This window comes from Campylobacter sp. BCW_6466 (genome assembly GCF_001762835.1).
Classification (GTDB): domain Bacteria; phylum Campylobacterota; class Campylobacteria; order Campylobacterales; family Campylobacteraceae; genus Campylobacter_D; species Campylobacter_D jejuni.
The window spans coordinates 63,548-82,489 of sequence record NZ_MJXO01000040.1 but is presented as its reverse complement, the minus strand read 5'-3'; the positions used below and the strand labels follow the sequence as shown (position 1 = coordinate 82,489).

The 18,942-nt window shown below is 30.0% G+C and carries 20 protein-coding genes and 2 pseudogenes; 18 read left to right on the top strand and 4 right to left on the bottom strand.

Features of this window, described 5'->3' with window-relative positions:
• Positions 1–23 precede the first annotated feature (23 nt).
• Positions 24–452: a hypothetical protein gene (locus AJ887_RS04595; protein ID WP_070242985.1), complete on the bottom strand. Its 429-nt coding sequence runs from the start codon at positions 450–452 to the stop codon at positions 24–26.
• Positions 453–588: 136 nt separating this feature from the next.
• Here AJ887_RS04595 and AJ887_RS04590 point away from each other — a divergent pair, with 136 nt between their 5' ends.
• The 3 genes from AJ887_RS04590 (at position 589) to cgb (ending at position 4,353) form a co-directional block, all read left to right on the top strand.
• A complete protein-coding gene (locus AJ887_RS04590) occupies positions 589–2,253 on the top strand; it encodes a DUF262 domain-containing protein (protein ID WP_070284879.1) in 1,665 nt (554 codons plus the stop codon).
• Between the two features lie 84 nt (positions 2,254–2,337).
• Positions 2,338–3,822, top strand: coding sequence for a DUF2779 domain-containing protein (locus AJ887_RS04585; RefSeq protein ID WP_070239826.1), 1,485 nt, complete (start codon positions 2,338–2,340; stop codon positions 3,820–3,822).
• Between the two features lie 108 nt (positions 3,823–3,930).
• Entirely contained in the window at positions 3,931–4,353 is a 423-nt protein-coding gene (gene cgb / locus AJ887_RS04580; RefSeq protein WP_002862237.1) for a single-domain globin Cgb, read from the top strand.
• Positions 4,354–4,372: 19 nt separating this feature from the next.
• On the opposite strand, the gene AJ887_RS04575 is transcribed toward cgb, so the two are convergent.
• Both AJ887_RS04575 and AJ887_RS04570 read right to left on the bottom strand, forming a co-directional pair.
• Positions 4,373–6,004, bottom strand: coding sequence for a multidrug ABC transporter permease/ATP-binding protein (locus tag AJ887_RS04575; protein ID WP_002938403.1), 1,632 nt, complete (start codon positions 6,002–6,004; stop codon positions 4,373–4,375).
• A gap of 49 nt (positions 6,005–6,053) precedes the next feature.
• A pseudogene (locus tag AJ887_RS04570) lies at positions 6,054–7,348 on the bottom strand (MFS transporter).
• 87 nt (positions 7,349–7,435) lie between these two features.
• Here AJ887_RS04570 and AJ887_RS09880 point away from each other — a divergent pair.
• The 15 genes and pseudogenes from AJ887_RS09880 (at position 7,436) to hisIE (ending at position 17,745) form a co-directional block, all read left to right on the top strand.
• Positions 7,436–8,236: pseudogene (locus tag AJ887_RS09880) on the top strand (MBL fold metallo-hydrolase).
• A gap of 87 nt (positions 8,237–8,323) precedes the next feature.
• A complete protein-coding gene (gene infA, locus AJ887_RS04555) occupies positions 8,324–8,542 on the top strand; it encodes a translation initiation factor IF-1 (RefSeq protein ID WP_002781436.1) in 219 nt (72 codons plus the stop codon).
• Between the two features lie 171 nt (positions 8,543–8,713).
• The gene (gene rpmJ, locus AJ887_RS04550) at positions 8,714–8,827 is read left to right on the top strand and encodes a 50S ribosomal protein L36 (protein WP_002781429.1); all 114 of its coding nucleotides are present in this window, start codon (positions 8,714–8,716) and stop codon (positions 8,825–8,827) included.
• Positions 8,828–8,829: 2 nt separating this feature from the next.
• A complete protein-coding gene (rpsM, locus tag AJ887_RS04545; protein ID WP_002800121.1) occupies positions 8,830–9,195 on the top strand; it encodes a 30S ribosomal protein S13 in 366 nt (121 codons plus the stop codon).
• Positions 9,196–9,204: 9 nt separating this feature from the next.
• Positions 9,205–9,597 carry a 30S ribosomal protein S11 gene (rpsK, locus tag AJ887_RS04540; RefSeq protein ID WP_002779544.1) on the top strand — a complete coding sequence of 131 codons (393 nt, stop codon included), beginning with the start codon at positions 9,205–9,207 and terminating at the stop codon, positions 9,595–9,597.
• A 28-nt stretch (positions 9,598–9,625) separates the two neighbouring features.
• On the top strand, positions 9,626–10,252 hold the full coding sequence (gene rpsD, locus AJ887_RS04535; RefSeq protein ID WP_002856574.1) for a 30S ribosomal protein S4: 627 nt from the start codon (positions 9,626–9,628) through the stop codon (positions 10,250–10,252).
• Between the two features lie 12 nt (positions 10,253–10,264).
• A complete protein-coding gene (locus tag AJ887_RS04530) occupies positions 10,265–11,278 on the top strand; it encodes a DNA-directed RNA polymerase subunit alpha (RefSeq protein WP_002932419.1) in 1,014 nt (337 codons plus the stop codon).
• A 3-nt stretch (positions 11,279–11,281) separates the two neighbouring features.
• A complete protein-coding gene (rplQ, locus tag AJ887_RS04525; protein WP_070239828.1) occupies positions 11,282–11,635 on the top strand; it encodes a 50S ribosomal protein L17 in 354 nt (117 codons plus the stop codon).
• 172 nt (positions 11,636–11,807) lie between these two features.
• Positions 11,808–12,707 carry an ATP phosphoribosyltransferase gene (hisG, locus tag AJ887_RS04520; protein ID WP_002873484.1) on the top strand — a complete coding sequence of 300 codons (900 nt, stop codon included), beginning with the start codon at positions 11,808–11,810 and terminating at the stop codon, positions 12,705–12,707.
• A 7-nt stretch (positions 12,708–12,714) separates the two neighbouring features.
• Entirely contained in the window at positions 12,715–14,001 is a 1,287-nt protein-coding gene (gene hisD, locus AJ887_RS04515; RefSeq protein ID WP_070283781.1) for a histidinol dehydrogenase, read from the top strand.
• A complete protein-coding gene (gene hisB / locus AJ887_RS04510; protein ID WP_070283780.1) occupies positions 13,998–15,056 on the top strand; it encodes a bifunctional histidinol-phosphatase/imidazoleglycerol-phosphate dehydratase HisB in 1,059 nt (352 codons plus the stop codon). Before hisD ends, hisB begins: the two co-directional genes overlap by 4 nt.
• Positions 15,053–15,640 carry an imidazole glycerol phosphate synthase subunit HisH gene (gene hisH / locus AJ887_RS04505; RefSeq protein ID WP_002862245.1) on the top strand — a complete coding sequence of 196 codons (588 nt, stop codon included), beginning with the start codon at positions 15,053–15,055 and terminating at the stop codon, positions 15,638–15,640. Before hisB ends, hisH begins: the two co-directional genes overlap by 4 nt.
• A complete protein-coding gene (gene hisA, locus AJ887_RS04500; RefSeq protein ID WP_070283779.1) occupies positions 15,637–16,371 on the top strand; it encodes a 1-(5-phosphoribosyl)-5-[(5-phosphoribosylamino)methylideneamino]imidazole-4-carboxamide isomerase in 735 nt (244 codons plus the stop codon). The genes hisH and hisA overlap by 4 nt, the downstream gene beginning before the upstream one ends.
• Positions 16,353–17,120: an imidazole glycerol phosphate synthase subunit HisF gene (gene hisF / locus AJ887_RS04495; RefSeq protein ID WP_002862247.1), complete on the top strand. Its 768-nt coding sequence runs from the start codon at positions 16,353–16,355 to the stop codon at positions 17,118–17,120. Before hisA ends, hisF begins: the two co-directional genes overlap by 19 nt.
• 1 nt (position 17,121) lies before the next feature.
• Positions 17,122–17,745, top strand: a complete 624-nt coding sequence (gene hisIE, locus AJ887_RS04490; RefSeq protein ID WP_002928365.1) for a bifunctional phosphoribosyl-AMP cyclohydrolase/phosphoribosyl-ATP diphosphatase HisIE — start codon at positions 17,122–17,124, stop codon at positions 17,743–17,745.
• A gap of 23 nt (positions 17,746–17,768) precedes the next feature.
• On the opposite strand, the gene AJ887_RS04485 is transcribed toward hisIE, so the two are convergent.
• Positions 17,769–18,929, bottom strand: coding sequence for a tetrahydrodipicolinate N-succinyltransferase N-terminal domain-containing protein (locus AJ887_RS04485; protein ID WP_070248926.1), 1,161 nt, complete (start codon positions 18,927–18,929; stop codon positions 17,769–17,771).
• Positions 18,930–18,942: the final 13 nt, after the last annotated feature.

Here is an 18,942-nt window from a genome sequence, read left to right as displayed (position 1 = left end):
TTCTTTATATTTATACAATGTTTTTAAAAATTATCAAAATCAAATTTTCTAGCTTCGTATAATTCTTGCGCCACTTCAAGACTCATTTCCCAAAAAACAGCACCCATAGATTTTGGAATATGATTTTCATCTTCGTATTTACTATTTATGGCTTGATAAACCTCATCTCCTTCTTCGCAATCGACTGCAATACTTCCTAAATAAGGATATACTAAAACCCCAATTGGAGCAGTATCAAATACCCTATATAAGTCAACTTTAGGAAAATTTTCTTTCATAAAAGCTAAAAATTCATTTCTAGCTTTATAATCTGTCTTATTTTTATCAAAATAATTATCATATTTTGTTTTATTGATACAAAAATCATTATTTGGAATATTAAAACACATCCAAAAAGATTTTTTACCTCTTTTAATAGTATATTCTTGTATACTATCAAGTGCTAAAGCCATTTTAATCCTTTATTTTGGCGTTTTAATAATTCTTTGTTTTTACAATTTAAGTTTTACTTAATATATGTTTATTTATAATCAAAGTGTTAAAAATTATATACAATGTATATTAAAATTTAAATTAAGGAGAATATCTATGGAAATAAAAGCCAATATAAGTAGCTTGGAAGATATATTAGCAGATAATCGCAAATTCTATCAAGTACCAGACTATCAAAGACCATATTCTTGGGATAAAGAAAATTTATCAGATTTAATTGATGATTTATTTAATGCATACACAAATAATAAAAATGAAAATTATTTCTGTGGTTCTTTGGTTTTAGTGAATAATGAAAAAGATCAAAGGTTTGATATTATAGATGGTCAGCAAAGAATGACTACCTTCATAATTTTATCTTGTGTTTTTAAAGCCTTATATTGGGAACAAATAAATGATAAAGCAAAAGATTTTATATTAAAATCCATTCAAGACAGATACGAAGAAACGAAAAGGAAATTAAGATTTTTAACAAATGAATACAATCAAAATGGTTTTGAACAAAATATTTTACAAGGTATAAAATTTGAAGAATTTAAAAATATTAATAAAATAGAAAATGACTTAAAAAATGATAAATATATTATAAATGCTTATTATTTTAAAAGCCTTTTACAAAATAAACTAAATGAATATAAAGAAATAAAGATAAATGATTTTATAATTTGGATATATGAAAAAGTAGTATTAACAGTTATAATTTGTCCATCTCAAGATAGCGCTATTAAAATATTTAATGTTTTAAATGATAGAGGTATGCCACTAAGCCCTGTTGATATATTAAAATCATCATTAATGTATGAGTTAGATAATGAAGATAGAAAAATATTTAAAACAACTTGGAATTCTATATATGACAATATTAAAAATAATGAGCTAGAGCTATTTTCGTTATTAAATACATATTTATATTACACCATAACTTCAAATCCTAAAACTAGATTGGATAAAGAATTATTAGATAATTTTAAAAAAAATAATAAAAATTCATTAGAAATAATTAATGATATACAAAAATTTTCAAAATCATATATAGATTTATTGAAAATGGAAGATAAGTATATCTACCTATTAAGATATTTAAGACATGAAATATATTGGACTAGTATTTTAACAACAGCTTTATTTAATAATTATGAGTATTTTGATGAGCTTAAAAAATTATTACTATCTTATTATTATAAAAATTGGATTGCTGGAAATACCATTGCCACAATAAAACAAACAAGTTTTAGAATTTTAAAGCTAGTAAAAGAAAAATCTAATATTCAAGAAATAAAAAATGAAATATTGGAAAATATAAAAAATAATAACATGGAAGAAAATTATATAGAAAATTTAGAATATTATTATGTTTATGGCAACAAATGGGATAAACCTATTTTATTAATGCTAGAATATTTTGCTACAGATAATAATCATCATAGTTTTATACCTTTGGATGCAAATATACAAATAGAACATATATTGCCTATAAAATATAAAGAATATAATTGGGATAAAATATTTACAGAAGACGAAAGAGAAGAATGGACTAATTCTTTAGCAAATTTAACATTATTATCTATGAAAAAAAATGTACAAGCATTAAATTATGATTTTGCTAGAAAAAAAGAAATTTATGCAAACAAAAATAAAGTTAAAACTTGCTACACAATAACCCAAGATGTAATACATAACTATAACGAGTGGGATGTAAATTCTCTTGAAAGAAGAAAAAAAGAGCTAATAGAAAAAATTACAAATATTTTATCTTTTTAAGCTATGATTTTCATAGCTTAAAATTAGATACTTTTACTCTATAAATTTTTATATAATTTCCAAAAAATTTCCAAAAGGCAAATAATGTTTTTATCAAAATCAAAATATACAAAAGGCATACAATGTGCTAAATCTTTATGGCTAAACACTTATAAAAACGAAGTATTAAGTACTCCGAATGAGAATGCTTTGGCTAAATTTAGCACGGGTAATAAAATAGGTGAATTAGCCTACAAACTTTTTCCAAGTGGCATAAAGATAAAATTTGAAAACAGTTCTTTTGATGAGAAATGTGAGCAAACTAGGCAATTATTAAAGAACAATCAAGAAGTTATTTATGAAGCTACTTTTTGCTATAACGATATTTTGGTTATGATAGATATTTTGCAAAATACCAAAGAGGGTTTAATTATAAATGAGGTTAAAAGCTCTACTTCTTTAAAAAATATTTATACAGATGATTGTTCTTTGCAATATTATGTTTTATCAAATTTAAATTATAAAATCAAACAAGTAAATTTAATCTACTTAAACAATGAATACATTAGAGAAGATTTTCTTGATATAAATAAACTTTTCATAATCAATGATATCACAAAAGAAGTTTTATTATATCAAGAACAAGTCAAAGAAAATTTAAAATATTTTGAAGAAATTTTAAACAAAAAAGAAGAACCAAATATTGACATAGGAACACATTGTTTTAATCCTTATGAGTGCGAAGGCTATGAATACTGCTGGAATAAACAAAGAAATTTATGTGAAAATGAAAATATTTTTAATATTTCAAGACTTAATACAAATAAAAAATTTGAATTTTATTATAAAAATATAATCGATTTAAAAGATATCAAAGATCTATCGAACTTTAATGAAAATCAGCAAATTCAAATCAAAGCTTCGCTAAATAAAGAAATTTATATAAACAAAGACAATATTAAAAAATTTTTAGATACTCTAAATTATCCTATATATCATTTAGATTTTGAAACTTTTATGCAAGCTGTACCTGAATTTAAAGGTATAAAACCTTATATGCAGATTCCCTTTCAATACTCTTTACATATAGATCATAAAGACAAACTAGAACATAAAGAATTTTTAAGTGAGTGTGGAGTTGATCCAAGATATGAACTTGCAAAAAAAATAATCAATGATATTCCAAAAGATGTTTGCGTGCTTGCTTATAATGCTAGCTTTGAAAAAGGTGTGATAAGAAATTTAGCAATTACTTATCCTGAATTGAGCGAGTATTTGCTAAATATAGAAAAAAATATCAAAGATCTTATGCTTCCTTTTCAAAACAAAGATTATTATCATTATAAAATGCAAGGGAGTTATTCTATAAAAAAAGTTCTACCCGCTTTAATTCCTGATATGGAGAAAGCTTACAAAGACTTAGAATTGATCCACAATGGAAACGAAGCCATGCAAAGCTTTGAACTTATGCAAAATATGGATCAAAACACACAAGTTAAGTATCGTAAAGCCTTGCTTGAATATTGCAAATTAGATACCTTAGCAATGGTAAAAATTTTAAAACATTTAGAAGAAATTACAAAATTTTAAAAATATTTAAATTAAAATTTCTTATAAATATCTCAATTTTAACACAAGTCAATTTTTTTCTCCTTTTTAAGATATAAAATATCTCTTTTACAATAAAAAGGAGAAATTATGACAAAAGAACAAATTCAAATCATCAAAGATTGTGTGCCTATTTTGCAAAAAAATGGAGAGGATTTAACCAATGAGTTTTACAAAATAATGTTTAATGATTATCCTGAGGTAAAACCTATGTTTAATATGGAAAAACAAATTTCAGGAGAACAACCAAAAGCTTTAGCGATGGCGATTTTAATGGCAGCCAAAAATATAGAAAATTTAGAAAATATGAGAAGCTTTGTTGATAAAGTTGCCATAACTCATGTTAATTTAGGGGTTAAAGAAGAGCATTATCCTATAGTTGGAGCTTGCCTTTTAAAGGCTATTAAAAATCTTTTAAATCCTGATGAAGCCACTCTTAAAGCTTGGGAAGTTGCTTATGGAAAAATTGCTGAATTTTATATCGATATAGAAAAAAAGCTCTATGATAAATAATACAAGCCCATTTTGGGCTTTAATCAAATTTTTCTACTAAATTTTTAGCCAATTCCTTTATATTCTCACCCTTTAATTCGCTGATTTCACCATTTTGAGCCAAGAAAATTCTATCAGCACTATCAAAATATGCATCATCATGTGTGATAGCAAAGATTGTTTTACCTTGCTCTTTTAACAAAGGTAAAAGTTTTTTATAAAAAAATCTTCTAAAAACAGGATCTTGATCAGCCGCCCATTCATCAAGCACTAAAATATCCCTTTCTTCAAGCAAGGCTATAAGCATAGCTAAACGCTTTTTTTGCCCTGTAGAAAGTTTGGTTAAGGTCAGTTCATTATCTTTGACACTTGTTTTATCTTTAAGTTCTAAAAACTCCAACCAAAAAGCAATTTTTTCTTCGCTTGCAAAATTTTCTTTATTTAAGGTTTTAGTAAAAAGATGAAAATCGCTAAAAACAGCAGAAATAAGAGATCTATACTCATCTAACTTTTTATCATCTATAAGCGTATCATCAACATAAATTCCGCCTTTGCTTGGCTTAAAAAGTCCTGTCAAAAGCATACAAAAAGTGGATTTACCACTTCCATTTTTACCTATTAAAAATACCAATTCACCTTTTTTAAGTTCTATATTTACAGGATTTAAGTGAAAATTTTCTTCATAAGCAAATTGAGTATTTCTAAAAGAAATTTTTTTCCATTCGCTAATATAATGTGTTTTTTTAAAACCTTCTATATAATCATCTAATTCCAATTTTGCGATCTTATCCAAAGCGATTTTTGCCAAAAGCAAAGTAGGAAAAGATCCTATCATAGATACTAAAGGGGTTCGTAAAAACAAAATAGAAAGAGCTATAGTTGTAGCATCTGCAACACTTGCCCATTCAAATTTTAAAGCTAAGTAAAACTCTACGCCTACTAAAGCCAAAAGAGTTACATTTGTCCAGTTGTTTGAGAGATTGTTAAAAAGATTGCCTAAAGTACTATTTTTCTTTTTCAATCTTGCATTATTTTCAAATTCATCTTCATAATAAAGCTTGGCTCTATCACGATTGATCAAAAGTTCTTTATGTCCATCTAGTATATTTTGGTAATTATTTTGCAAAGCATCGTCATTTTCCCTTGCCTTTCGAAAATACTGATATACTTTCATCATCAAAAAATTATTAGTAATAAAAATAACCATAATCCATACCACACACAAAGCAAAAATTTGTGGTGAAAGATAACATAAATAAACACTAGTGCATAAAATCAATATACTTGATTGTAAAAAATCAGGCAATCTTAAAAGCCCAAAAGATATATTTCTCACATCACTTCCCAAAGAAGCTAAAATTCTAGCCTTACCTACTTTAGCCACTCTTAACAAAGGGGTATCTAAGATCTGCTTTACTACACGCCTTTGCATTTTAAAAATAAAATTTTGTCCAAAAATACTAAGTCCAAGTTCAACTATGGTAGAACTTATAAAAAATATCAAAAGCAAAACAATAAAATAAAAAATAGGAATGTTTTGTGCATTTTTAAGCAAATAATCATTGATAAAAACAAGAGTTAAAACTCCAACAGCACTTGTAATAAAAGAAAAAAGCAAAAAAGAAATCAACTTTAATTTATTTTGCTTAAGTAATTCCATAATAAAAGGCATTTATAAACTCCAAAATATAATTTTAATTATAACATTTTAAGAGTGATTATTAAAATTTTATTTTATCTTTTGCTATAAAAACAGCACAAATAGCCAATAACGCTAAAAAAATCATATATATACTCATACCATATAAAAATGGATTTTCATTTTTACTCGCGAGTGTATTAAGCCAAAAAACGAGTTGCGGAGTAATACCGCCTGAAATTGCATAAGCAATATTATAAGAAAAAGAAATTCATGAAAATCTTATTTTAGCTCTAAAAACTTCACTCATTAAAATAGGTGCAAACACATTAATTCCACCTAAAAAACAAACAATCGAATACAAAATACATACCAAAACCAAATTTTTAAGCTCATATAAAGCATAAAAATATAAAAAAGAAAAAAATACAAAAATTAAAGAAAATAAAATGCAAATTTTAAATAAACCAAATTTATCTACAAGATAACCCATAAAAGCCCCGCCTAAAGCTATTCCCAAAATTCCTAATATCTGCAAATAATTTCCTTCAATCTCACTTAAATTTAAAATACTAGGCATAAATTTAGGCATTAATAAAACAAGCACAATAACACAACCTGTTAAAACTCAAGTCATCACCATTGATGAAAATAAATTTTTTACAATATCCTTTTCTTTAAATAAATCTTTAAGTGGAAAAGAACTAAGCGATGATTCTTTTTTCATTTGTTTAAAAACAGGAGTTTCTTGCAAAAATCTACGCAAATAAATAGAAATAATCCCAAAAATTCCACCTACAAAAAAAGCAATACGCCATGCATAAGCAGCAATTTCTTCTATGCTAAAAAAAGCATTAATGATTAAAAATACTATACTTCCTAACAAAATTCCTAAAGCCATAGCTGAATTTAAACAGCTTAAAAAGAAAGCTTTTTGTTTTTCTTGACAATGTTCTCTTGCAAAAACCCAAGCCCCAGGCAATTCTCCACCTATAGCTATACCTTGAAAAATTCTTACAAGTATCAATAAAACAGGAGCTAAAAACCCAAGAGTTTCATAACCTGGAATAAAAGCTAAGACAAAGGTAGGAAGAACCATTAGTAAAATACTTAGCATAAACATATTTTTACGCCCAAATTTATCTCCAAAATGTGCCATAACTATACCACCTAAAGGTCGTGCTAAATATCCAGCTGCAAATGCTCCATAAGTATTTAATAAAGCCCAAAATTCACTCATACCTTTAGGAAAAAAACATTGGCTATATATTCAACAAAAAAGACAAAAATAATAAAATCATAAAATTCTAAAGTTCCTCCTAGTGAAGAAAGTCCTAAGATCTTAATTTCCTTTGTTCCAAATTTTGATTTTCTCATTGATTAATTACCTTAAATTTTAAAAACATTGTTTTTATTATACTATAATCATTTCCAAAATATTATCTAAAAAATTTAAGGATAAATATGTTTAATTTTATAACCACTCTTTTAAAAACCAATCTTTATTTTTTAGAAGAAAAAAACCACAAGCAAAAATTCAAATCAAACCCATATAATCTCACTTTAAACAGTCTGATGATGAATTTTTAAATTTATTATTTTCTTTTTTAGTGCCACAAAGCGATGAAGATAAGAATTTTATAGAAAAAACTCGCACAAAAATCAAAAGAAAATGAGCATAATATTGTTCTGATAAAAAATCCGAATTTTAATGCTTTAATAGACACGGGGTTTTTAGATACTATTGGCACATTAAAAGAAAAATTGCATATCCACAAAACCGATTTTAAAGATATCACTCATATTATCTTAACACATGCACATCCTGATCATATAGGAGCTTTAATGAGCGAAGAAAATCTTTTTCCAAAAGCTCAAATTTTAATCGATAAAAAAGAATATGATTTTTAGATCAAAAGCGATAGACAAGAAATTAAAAACACTTTGCTTAAACTTAAAAATATAGAATTTATTAACCACTCTAAAGATTTAATCTTTCAAAATTCAGGCATTAAAGCCGTACCTGCTTACGGGCATACCCCAGGTCAAAATGCTATAATAATTGATGATAAAATAGTCTTTTGGGGAGATTTACTTCACTTTTATGATATACAAATCCCAAAACCTAAAATCGCTATAAAATTTGATATAGATCAAAATGAGGCTATACAAACAAGGGAAAAACTACTTAAAGAATTTAAAGAAAGAAAACTCAAAGTTATAGGGACTCATATGCCTTTTATTGAGCCTAAATTTTTAGATTAATTACTTAAAAATTACTAAAAATTAAGTAAAAATTTTAATAATTTTTGCTAAAATTATAGCCTTTTTATTTCATGAAAGGAGAAAATTTTGGCAAAAGATGATGTAATTGAAATTGATGGCACCGTACTTGAAGCATTGCCTAATGCAAATTTCAAGGTTGAACTTGACAACAAACATGTAATTTTATGTCATATTGCAGGAAAAATGCGTATGCATTATATAAGAATAATGCCAGGTGATAAAGTAAAAGTAGAACTTACACCTTATAGCCTTGATAAAGGGCGTATAACTTTTAGATATAAATAATCTAAGTTATTTAAAAGCTAATTTTAGATAAAATTAGAGTTTTTGCGACAAATTACATCGAACTATATGAAGAAGTATTTTTAAAATCCACCACTTATTTTGAAAATAGTTGGTTATTCATAAAACCTGATGTAGTCGTAAATCAAGTGGAATTCATTCAAGGAGACGCTCATGAAAGTGAGACCATCGGTTAAAAAGATGTGCGACAAGTGCAAAGTAGTTCGCCGTAAAGGCGTGGTTCGCATTATTTGCGAAAATCCAAAACATAAACAAAGACAAGGATAAACATGGCTCGTATTGCAGGTGTGGATTTACCAAAGAAAAAAAGAATTGAGTATGGACTAACCTATATTTATGGTATAGGGCTTTTCACTTCAAGAAAAATTCTAGATAAAGTAGGAATTTCTTATGATAAAAGAGTTCATGAGTTAAGTGAAGATGAAGCAGCAGCTATCCGTAAAGAAATTCAAGAAAACTATATGGTTGAAGGGGACTTGAGAAAACAAGTTGCTATGGATATTAAAGCACTTATGGATTTAGGAAGCTTTAGAGGCTTAAGACACAGAAAAGGCTTACCAGTTCGCGGACAAAAAACAAAAACAAACGCAAGAACTAGAAAAGGTAAGAGAAAAACTGTTGGTGCAAAATCATAAGGATAAATCATGGCAAAAAGAAAAATCGTAAAGAAAAAAGTAGTTAAAAAAAATATAGCAAAAGGTATTGTTTATATCAGTGCGACTTTTAACAATACTATGGTTACAGTAACTGATGAAATGGGAAATGCTATCGCTTGGAGTAGTGCAGGTGGTTTAGGATTTAAAGGTTCTAAAAAATCAACTCCTTATGCAGCACAACAAGCAGTAGAAGACGCTTTAAATAAAGCAAAAGAACACGGAATTAAAGAAGTAGGCATTAAAGTACAAGGACCAGGAAGCGGTAGAGAAACTGCTGTTAAGAGTGTAGGTGCTATGGAAGGAATTAAAGTAACTTTCTTAAAAGATATCACTCCATTAGCTCACAATGGTTGCAGACCGCCTAAGCGTCGTCGTGTCTAAGATATTAAGAAAAATTTAGGAGAATATTATGGCAAGATATAGAGGACCAGTAGAAAAATTAGAAAGACGCTTTGGTGTTAGCTTAGCATTAAAAGGGGAAAGAAGACTAGCTGGCAAAAGTGCACTAGATAAACGCCCTTATGCACCAGGACAACACGGAGCAAGAAAAGGTAAAATTAGTGAGTATGGACTTCAATTAAGAGAAAAACAAAAAGCTAAATTTATGTATGGAGTAAGTGAAAAGCAATTCCGTCGTTTATTTGCTGAAGCAGCAAGAAGAGAAGGAAATACAGGGGTATTACTTATCCAACTTTTAGAACAAAGATTAGACAATGTAGTATATAGAATGGGTTTTGCTACAACACGTCGTTTTGCAAGACAACTTGTAACACATGGACATGTTTTAGTAAATGGTAAAAGAGTGGATATTCCTAGCTTTAGAGTAGAAGCAGGTGCTAAAATCGAAATCATCGAAAAAAGCAAAAACAATCCTCAAATTACAAGAGCTATCGAACTTACAGCACAAACTGGAATCGTTGCTTGGGTTGATGTTGAAAAAGATAAGAGATTTGGAATTTTCACAAGAAAACCTGAGAGAGAAGAAGTTGTCATTCCGGTTGAGGAAAGATTTATCGTTGAGCTTTACTCTAAGTAATAGGGGCTAAATATGAGAAACATTACAACATCTGCTTATACGCCAACAGAATTTACAATAGAAAACATTAGTGATACTGTGGCTAAAATCAGTGCTTGGCCTTTTGAGATCGGCTATGGAATCACCCTAGCCCATCCTTTACGCCGTTTGCTTTACACTAGCACCATAGGATATGCTCCAACTGCAATTCATATTGATGGCGTAGCTCATGAATTTGATAGCATGCGTGGTATGCTTGAAGATGTAGCACTTTTTATCATTAATCTAAAAAAACTACGCTTTAAAATTAAAGGCGAATCAAATAAAGAAATAGTAGAATTTAGCTTTAAAGGCTCAAAAGAAATTTACGGCAAAGATCTAAATAATGATCAAGTAGAAGTAGTAAATAAAGACGCCTATCTAGCAACAATCAACGAAGATGCTGAACTCAAATTCACATTGATTGTTGAAAAAGGTATTGGCTATGTACCAAGCGAAGAAATTAAAGAGCTTTTAAATGATCCTAAATTTATAGCTTTAGATGCTTTCTTTACACCTGTAAGAGAAGCAACCTATGATATTGAAAAAGTTTTATTTGAAGATAATCCTGATTATGAAAAAGTGGTTTTAACCGTAACAACTGATGGACAAATCACTCCAAATGAGGCTTTTCAAAATGCTCTAGAAGCTATGTATAAACAATTATCAGTATTTGATAAAATTACCAATGTTAGAAGCGTAATTAAAAATCAAGCAACAAGCAATGAACTAGAAAATACTAAATTATTGCAAAACATTACAGATTTAAATTTAAGTGCTAGAAGTTATAATTGTCTTGAAAAAGCAGGAGTAGTTTACATAGGTGAGCTTGCCTTGATGAGTGTAAGTGAACTTGCAGGGCTTAAAAATTTAGGTAAAAAATCTCTTGATGAAATTAAAAACATCATGGAAAGCATAGGTTTTCCTGTGGGAACTTCTAAGCTTAGCGATAATAAAGAAATACTTAAAAATAAAATCGCAGAATTAAAAGCACAAAACGAAGGATAAAGAATGAGACATAAACATGGATATAGAAAACTTGGCAGAACTTCATCTCATCGTGCTGCCTTATTAAAAAATTTAACTATAGCTTTAGTAAATAGTGGAAAAATCGAAACTACTCTACCAAAAGCTAAAGAATTAAGAGGTTATGTAGAAAGATTGATTACTAGAGCAAGACTTGGAGATTTTAACGCTCATAAAGCAGTTTTTGCTTCATTACAAGATAAAAACGCTACTAATAAATTAGTGACTGAAATTGCTCCAAAATTCAAAGATCGCAATGGTGGATATACAAGAATCATCAAAACAAGAATTCGCCGTGGTGATGCTGCTGAAATGGCTTTCATCGAATTTGTGGCTTAATCAAATCCTAGCTTTTGCTAGGATTAATACTTCAATTAAATACCCTAAAAATAAAAAGTTTTAAATAATTATTTTAAATAAAATTAAATTTATTTATTTTTCAAAACCCTTGCTAAAAATTCAACTACTTATGCTAATATAAGTTTTTAATTTTTAATTTCAAGGATATGTTATGCAAGAAAACACTCGTTTACGCATTGCGATACAAAAATCAGGTAGACTTTCAAAAGAATCCATAGAGCTTCTTTCAGAATGTGGTGTTAAAATGCATATCCATGAACAAAGTTTGATCGCTTTTTCTACAAATTTACCTATAGATATTTTACGCGTTAGAGATGATGATATCCCTGGGCTTATTTTTGATGGTGTTGTAGATTTAGGTATTATAGGGGAAAATGTTTTAGAAGAAAATGAACTTGAACGCCAGTCTTTAGGAGAAAATCCAAGTTATAAGCTTTTAAAAAAGCTAGATTTTGGATATTGCCGTCTTTCTCTTGCCTTACCTCAAGAAAAAAAATTTCAAAATTTGAAAGATTTTGAAGGCTTAAGGATAGCTACTTCTTATCCACAACTTTTAAAGCGTTTTATGAAAGAAAATGGGATTAATTATAAAAATTGTATGCTTACAGGTTCTGTTGAAGTAGCCCCTAGGGCAAATTTAGCCGATGCAATTTGCGATCTTGTTTCAAGCGGGGCAACTTTACAAGCAAATAATCTTAAAGAAGTTAAAGTCATTTATGAATCTCGTGCTTGTTTGATTCAAAAAGAAAATGCTTTAAGTAAAGAAAAACAAGCTTTAGTGGATAAAATTATGTTGCGTGTAGCAGGAGTAATGCAAGCAAGAGAATCTAAATACATTATGCTTCATGCTCCAAAAGAAAAGCTTGATAAAATTCAAGCCCTACTTCCAGGAGTTGAAAGACCAACCATCTTACCTTTAGCACACGATGAAAAAAATGTAGCTTTACATATGGTAAGTAAAGAAAATCTTTTTTGGGAAACCATGGAGGCTTTAAAAGAAGAAGGTGCGAGTTCGATTTTGGTTCTGCCTATAGAAAAAATGTTAAAGTGAGTAAAAAATGCAAATTTTAGTATATGATAATTTAGATGAAAAACAAAAAGAAGAATCATTAAAACGCCCTGCTATAAGTGCGAAAGATGAAATTTCAAAAATAGTAAGTTCTATCATTAAAGAAGTGCAAGAAAAAGGCGATGAAGCTTTGATAGAACAAGCTTTAAAATTTGATAAGGCTGAAATTTCTAATATTAAAATCACTCAAGAAGAAATTACTCAAGCAAGTAATCGTTTGGATAAAGATTTACAAGACGCTATTTTAGTAGCTTATGAAAATATCAAAAAATTCCACGAAGCCCAAATCCCACATGAAATCGCTCTTGAAACTACAAAAGGCGTTAAATGTGAGGTTTTAACACGCCCTATAGAAAAAGTAGGACTTTACATACCAGGGGGTTTAGCACCTTTGTTTTCAACGGTTTTAATGTTAGCTATCCCTGCAAAAATTGCAAGTTGTGAAAAAATCGTTTTAGCAAGTCCTGCAAAAATCAATGATGCCGTGCTTTTTTGTGCCAAGCTTTGTGGCGTGGATGAAATTTATCAAATGGGCGGTGCAGGAGCTATAGCAGCTTTGGCCTACGGTACGCAAAGTGTTTTAAAGGTGGATAAAATTTTTGGCCCAGGAAATGCCTTTGTAACCGAAGCAAAACGCCAAGTAAGTAGCGATATAAACGGAGCGACTATTGATATGCAAGCAGGACCTAGTGAAGTTTTAGTAATAGCTGATGATTTGGCTAATGAAAAATTTGTAGCTAGTGATTTGCTTTCACAAGCTGAACATGGTGCAGATTCTCAAGTGATTTTGGTGTGTTTAAGTCAAAATTTTGCTAAAAAAACAAGCGATGAAGTCCAAAGTCAATTAGAACTTTTGCCTCGCAAAGAGCTTGCAAGCAAAAGCATTGCTAATTCACGCATTATCATAGCTAAAGATTTAAATCAAGCCTTAGAAATTTCAAATCTTTACGCTCCTGAACATTTGATCATACAAACTCAAAATCCACGAGAACTTTTAAAAGGTGTGAAACACGCAGGATCGGTATTTTTAGGAGCTTATTCTCCAGAGTCTATGGGTGATTATGCAAGTGGAACTAATCATGTTTTACCTACTTATGGACTTACTAAAACGCATTCTAGTTTAGGTTTGGCAGATTTTAGTAAAAGAATGACCGTTCAAGAGCTAAGCAAAGAAGGCTTTCTAGCTTTAGGTAAAAGTGTTGAAATTTTAGCACAAAATGAGCATTTAGATGCACACAAAAATGCAGTAACTTTTCGTTTAGAGAGCTTAAAATGAGTCAAAAAATTCTTTTTATAGATAGAGATGGCACTTTAATAGAGGAGCCAAAAAGCGATTTTCAAATCGATACTCTTGAAAAATTGCGTTTTGAAAAAGATGCTATTCCTACTCTTTTAAAACTAAAAAATTTTGGATTTAAATTTGTCATGGTAAGCAATCAAGATGGTCTTGGAACGCCAAGTTTTCCAAAGGAAAATTTTGAAATCGCTCATGAAAAAATGCTTGATATTTTAAAAAGTTGTGGTATAGAATTTCAAGATATTTTTATTTGTCCGCATTTTGAAAATGAAAATTGTGCTTGTAGAAAACCTAAAACCGCTATGTTAGAAGAATATATCAAACACGAACTTTATAACAAGGAGCAAAGTTTTGTTATAGGAGATCGTGAGAGTGATATGATCTTAGCTTCAAATTTAAGTGTGCGTGGTTTAAGATACGGCGAACTTTCTTGGAAAGAAATAGAAAATGAAATTTTAAGTTCTTTTAGAAGTGCGAGTTATCAAAGAACTACTAAAGAAACAGATATAAAAGTAAAAGTGTGCTTAAATGGGGGCAAGGTTAGCATTAAAACAGGTATTGATTTTTTTGATCACATGTTAGAGCAAATCGCTGTACATGGAGGTATAGGGCTTGAAATTTCTTGCAAAGGGGATTTAGAAATCGATGAGCATCATAGCGTTGAAGATGTAGCCTTAGCACTTGGAGCTTGTATCAAAAAAGCTTTAGGGGATAAAATCGGCATTGCAAGATATGGTTTTGCTTTACCTATGGATGAGTGTTTGGCAAGTTGTGCGATGGATTTTTGCAATCGTCCTCATTTAGTCTATAAAGCCAAATTTAAAAAATCTCATTTAGGAGCTTTAAGCACAGAAATGATCGAACACTTTTTTTATTCTTTAAGCTATGCTATGGGTGTGAGTTTGCATTTAAAAGTTAAAGGTAAAAACGATCACCATAAAGCCGAAGGGCTTTTTAAAGCCTTTGCAAAAGCTTTGAAAATGGCAGTAAAAATAGAAAGTGAAAATTTAGCCAGCTCTAAAGGAGTGATATGAAAATCATCATCATCGATACAGCCTGTGCGAATTTGGCATCTTTGAAATTTTGTTTGGATAGATTAGGTTTTAATGCAACTATCAGTAGGGATTTAAAAGAACTTGAAAGTGCGGATAAGCTTTTTTTACCTGGAGTGGGTACTGCAAAAGAAGCGATGAAAAATTTAGAACAATTTAATCTTATTGATTTTATTAAAAATACCAAAAAACCTTTACTTGGTATTTGTTTAGGTATGCAAATTTTAGGAAATTTTTCCGAAGAATTAAATCAAGAAACCTTAAAACTCATAGATTTTACAACTCAAAAATTTAAAGCTAAAGAAGGCTTTACTTTTCCACATATGGGATGGAATCAAGTTCATAGCTCTCATGCTTTGTTTAAAGGTTTAGAAGGGGCTTATTTTTATTTTGTGCATAGTTATTGTGTAGGACTTGGAGAATACACTATAGCAGATTGTGAGTATTCGCAAAAATTTAGCGCAAGTGTAATGAAAGATAATTTTTACGGGGTGCAATTTCACCCTGAAAGAAGCAGTGAAGCGGGAGAAATTTTAATTTCAAATTTTATTAAGGATATAGGATGACTCAAATCATACCCGCACTCGATCTTATAGATGGCGAAGTGGTGCGTCTTGTAAAAGGGGATTACGAACAAAAAAAAGTATATAAATACAATCCCTTAAAGAAATTTAAAGAATACGAAAAAGCAGGAGCGAAAGAACTTCACCTTGTAGATCTTACAGGCGCAAAAGATCCTAGCAAAAGACAGCTTGTTTTGATAGAAAAATTAGCTAAAGAAGTCAGTGTCAATCTACAAGTAGGTGGAGGCATACGCTCTAAAGAAGAAGTTAAAGCTTTGCTTGATTGTGGAGTAAAAAGAGTAGTGATAGGATCTATGGCGATTAAAGATGTGACTTTATGTCTTGAAATTTTAAAAGAATTTGGTAATGAAGTTATAGTTTTAGCCTTAGATACGATTTTGAAAGAGGATTATGTTGTGGCTGTAAATGCTTGGCAAGAAGCAAGCGATAAGAAGCTTATGGAAGTTTTAGATTTTTATAGCAATAAAGGCTTAAAACACATACTTTGCACAGATATTTCAAAAGATGGCACCATGCAAGGAGTAAATATAAGACTTTACAAACTTATCCATGAAATTTTTCCTAATATTTGCATTCAGGCAAGTGGTGGAGTAGCAAGCTTAAAAGACCTTGAAAACTTAAAAGGAATTTGTAGTGGGGTTATCGTAGGAAAAGCTTTATTAGACGGAGTTTTTAGCGTAGAAGAAGGGATAAGATGCTTACAAAACGCATAATTGCATGTTTAGATGTCAAAGATGGCAGAGTAGTAAAAGGAACACAATTTAAAAACCATAAAGATATGGGAGATATCATAGAGCTTGCTAGGTATTATTCTCAAAATGGTATTGATGAGCTTGTTTTTTATGATATTGCTGCAAGTGCTAGAAAAGAACGCATATCAAGAGAATGGGTAAGTGAAGTAGCAAAAAATATCAATATTCCTTTTTGTGTTGCAGGGGGTATTAAAAGCGAAGAAGATGCAGCTGAACTTTTAGCTAATGGGGCAGATAAAATTTCTATCAATTCTCCTGCTTTAAATGATCCAAGCCTAATCACACGCCTTGCTAAAAGCTTTGGCGTGCAATGCGTAGTAGTAGGGATTGATAGTTTCAAAGATGAAAATGGAAATTTAAAAGTATTTCAATACACAGGCGATGAAAAAACAAGCAAACATAGTGGAAAAAGCACTTTAGAATGGGTTAAAGAAGTACAAGATCTAGGTGCAGGCGAAATTGTTTTAAATATGATGAATCAAGATGGCGTTAAAAATGGCTATGATTTAGAACAATTAGAAGCTGTATATAAAATTTGCAAAGTACCTTTGATCGCAAGCGGGGGAGCGGGAAAAATGGAGCATTTTTTAGAAGCTTTTAAACTAGGTATAGATGGGGCTTTAGCTGCTTCTGTTTTTCATCAAAAACTTATAGACATTAAAGAATTAAAAATTTATCTTAAAAATCAAGGTTTAAGTATAAGGATATAATATGCAAAATTTCAAAGAACTTAATGAAAAAATTGCTTGGCAAAAAGTGGATCATCTTTTACCTGTCATCATCCAAGATGCAAAAACTTGTGAAGTTTTAATGCTAGGCTTTATGAATAATGAAGCCTTAGAAAAAAGCTTAGAAAGTGGTAAAGTAGTCTTTTTTTCACGCACAAAACAGCGTCTTTGGATGAAGGGTGAAGAAAGTGGAAATTTCTTAAATATCGTAGATTTAAGCTTAGATTGTGATAATGACACGCTTTTAATTTTAGCAAATCCTGTAGGACCTACTTGTCATACGGGCGATATTTCTTGTTTTGAAAAAATTTCTAAAAATGCGGATTTTGTTTTTCTAGCCAGACTTGAAAAGCTTATCAATTCACGCAAAAATGCCGATGAAAATACTTCTTATACAGCAAAACTTTTCAAAAGTGGTACAAAACGCATCGCACAAAAAGTTGGTGAAGAAGGCGTAGAAACAGCTTTGGCAGCGACAGTAAAAGATAAAGAAGAGCTTATTTGTGAAGCAGCGGATTTAATGTATCATTTAAGTGTTTTACTTGCAGATGCAAATCTTAGCTTCTCAGATGTGATTTCAAAGTTAAAAGAAAGGCATAAAGCTTAAAGCTTTATGTAAATAAATTTATATCAATGCAAGGCTTCGTTAAGTTTGACTGCTTTTTTATTTAAAGCTACTATCATAGCACCACTTATAGAATCTTGACGGAAATGTAACCCATTTAAACCTTTAAGCTCTAAGCCTTTGTAAATTTCTTTATCAAAAGAAAAATAAGGATTAAGTTTGGCAAGTTCCTCAGCATCTTTGAGTAAAAATTTCGTTCCCTCTAGCACCGCAATACCTGCATCAACTATACAATTATCCCCTAAAGGAATTCCTGTCACTGAATTAGCCCCTAAAAGACAAGCCTTACCTACACTTATAGCATTGCCACTTGTTCCACTTAAAACACCTAAAATCGAAGCTCCGCCACCTACATCAGAACCTTCTCCTACTATAGCACTTGAACTAATACGCCCTTCAACCATACAAGCTCCTGTTGTACCTGCATTAAAATTCACATAACTTGCCCCTGGCATGATGGTTGTTCCTGCTGCTAAAGACGCACCCATTCTTACTTTAGAACTTTCTAAAATTCTTGTATTATCCTCAGGGATAATATGTGCTAAAAATCTTGGGAATTTATCAACAAAATCGATTTTTGGATATTGATTGCTCATTTTTAAACGCATTTCATTTGCTCTTAAATACTCAAGCTCGATAGGTTTATCATCGCTCCAAGCTACATTGCTTAAAAGTCCAAAAGCTCCATTTAGATTGATACTTCTTAAAGGCACTTTTTTAGTAGAAAGCAAATAAAGTTTTAGATAAACACTTTCTACACTTAAAGGTTCTTTATCCTCAAAAAGACAAACAAAAGCAAATTCATCGTCTTTAAATTTATCTTTGATAATCTTTAATAAATCAATATTTTGATGCCCTTCTTCTTCTAAAAAAGGTTTAAAACAAGAAAGTGCAAAATCAATATCTTCTAATTTCAAAGTTTGCACAAACTCACTCGCATTAAAATCAATCTCCACACCCCTTTGCATAAAAGCTTCAAGCATGATTGCTGCTGAGCCAAAATTTTGCTCATAATTAATCAAAGCAAAACTTGCTTGCAAGATTTTATTTTTATTTAGCTGTCCTCTATCAAGCCTTGCTATACCAAAAGCTTTAGGTTTTTTATAGCCGCTTTTTTGCTCGATTTGTTTGATTAAATGTAAAAAATCTTCTTTAGTATTAATCATTTTCTTTTCCTTA

Bases quoted from the DNA above. Each gene is read 5' to 3' on its own strand.
- hisH (WP_002862245.1), top strand. From the start codon at position 15,053: ATGAAAATCATCATCATCGATACAGCCTGTGCGAATTTGGCATCTTTG.
- rpmJ (WP_002781429.1), top strand. From the start codon at position 8,714: ATGAAAGTGAGACCATCGGTTAAAAAGATGTGCGACAAGTGCAAAGTA.
- rpsD (WP_002856574.1), top strand. From the start codon at position 9,626: ATGGCAAGATATAGAGGACCAGTAGAAAAATTAGAAAGACGCTTTGGT.
- cgb (WP_002862237.1), top strand. From the start codon at position 3,931: ATGACAAAAGAACAAATTCAAATCATCAAAGATTGTGTGCCTATTTTG.
- AJ887_RS04590 (WP_070284879.1), top strand. From the start codon at position 589: ATGGAAATAAAAGCCAATATAAGTAGCTTGGAAGATATATTAGCAGAT.
- AJ887_RS04530 (WP_002932419.1), top strand. From the start codon at position 10,265: ATGAGAAACATTACAACATCTGCTTATACGCCAACAGAATTTACAATA.
- AJ887_RS04575 (WP_002938403.1), bottom strand. From the start codon at position 6,004: ATGCCTTTTATTATGGAATTACTTAAGCAAAATAAATTAAAGTTGATT.
- hisA (WP_070283779.1), top strand. From the start codon at position 15,637: ATGACTCAAATCATACCCGCACTCGATCTTATAGATGGCGAAGTGGTG.
- rpsM (WP_002800121.1), top strand. From the start codon at position 8,830: ATGGCTCGTATTGCAGGTGTGGATTTACCAAAGAAAAAAAGAATTGAG.
- rplQ (WP_070239828.1), top strand. From the start codon at position 11,282: ATGAGACATAAACATGGATATAGAAAACTTGGCAGAACTTCATCTCAT.
- hisIE (WP_002928365.1), top strand. From the start codon at position 17,122: ATGCAAAATTTCAAAGAACTTAATGAAAAAATTGCTTGGCAAAAAGTG.
- AJ887_RS04585 (WP_070239826.1), top strand. From the start codon at position 2,338: ATGTTTTTATCAAAATCAAAATATACAAAAGGCATACAATGTGCTAAA.
- hisF (WP_002862247.1), top strand. From the start codon at position 16,353: ATGCTTACAAAACGCATAATTGCATGTTTAGATGTCAAAGATGGCAGA.
- hisD (WP_070283781.1), top strand. From the start codon at position 12,715: ATGCAAATTTTAGTATATGATAATTTAGATGAAAAACAAAAAGAAGAA.
- AJ887_RS04485 (WP_070248926.1), bottom strand. From the start codon at position 18,929: ATGATTAATACTAAAGAAGATTTTTTACATTTAATCAAACAAATCGAG.
- rpsK (WP_002779544.1), top strand. From the start codon at position 9,205: ATGGCAAAAAGAAAAATCGTAAAGAAAAAAGTAGTTAAAAAAAATATA.
- AJ887_RS04595 (WP_070242985.1), bottom strand. From the start codon at position 452: ATGGCTTTAGCACTTGATAGTATACAAGAATATACTATTAAAAGAGGT.
- hisB (WP_070283780.1), top strand. From the start codon at position 13,998: ATGAGTCAAAAAATTCTTTTTATAGATAGAGATGGCACTTTAATAGAG.
- hisG (WP_002873484.1), top strand. From the start codon at position 11,808: ATGCAAGAAAACACTCGTTTACGCATTGCGATACAAAAATCAGGTAGA.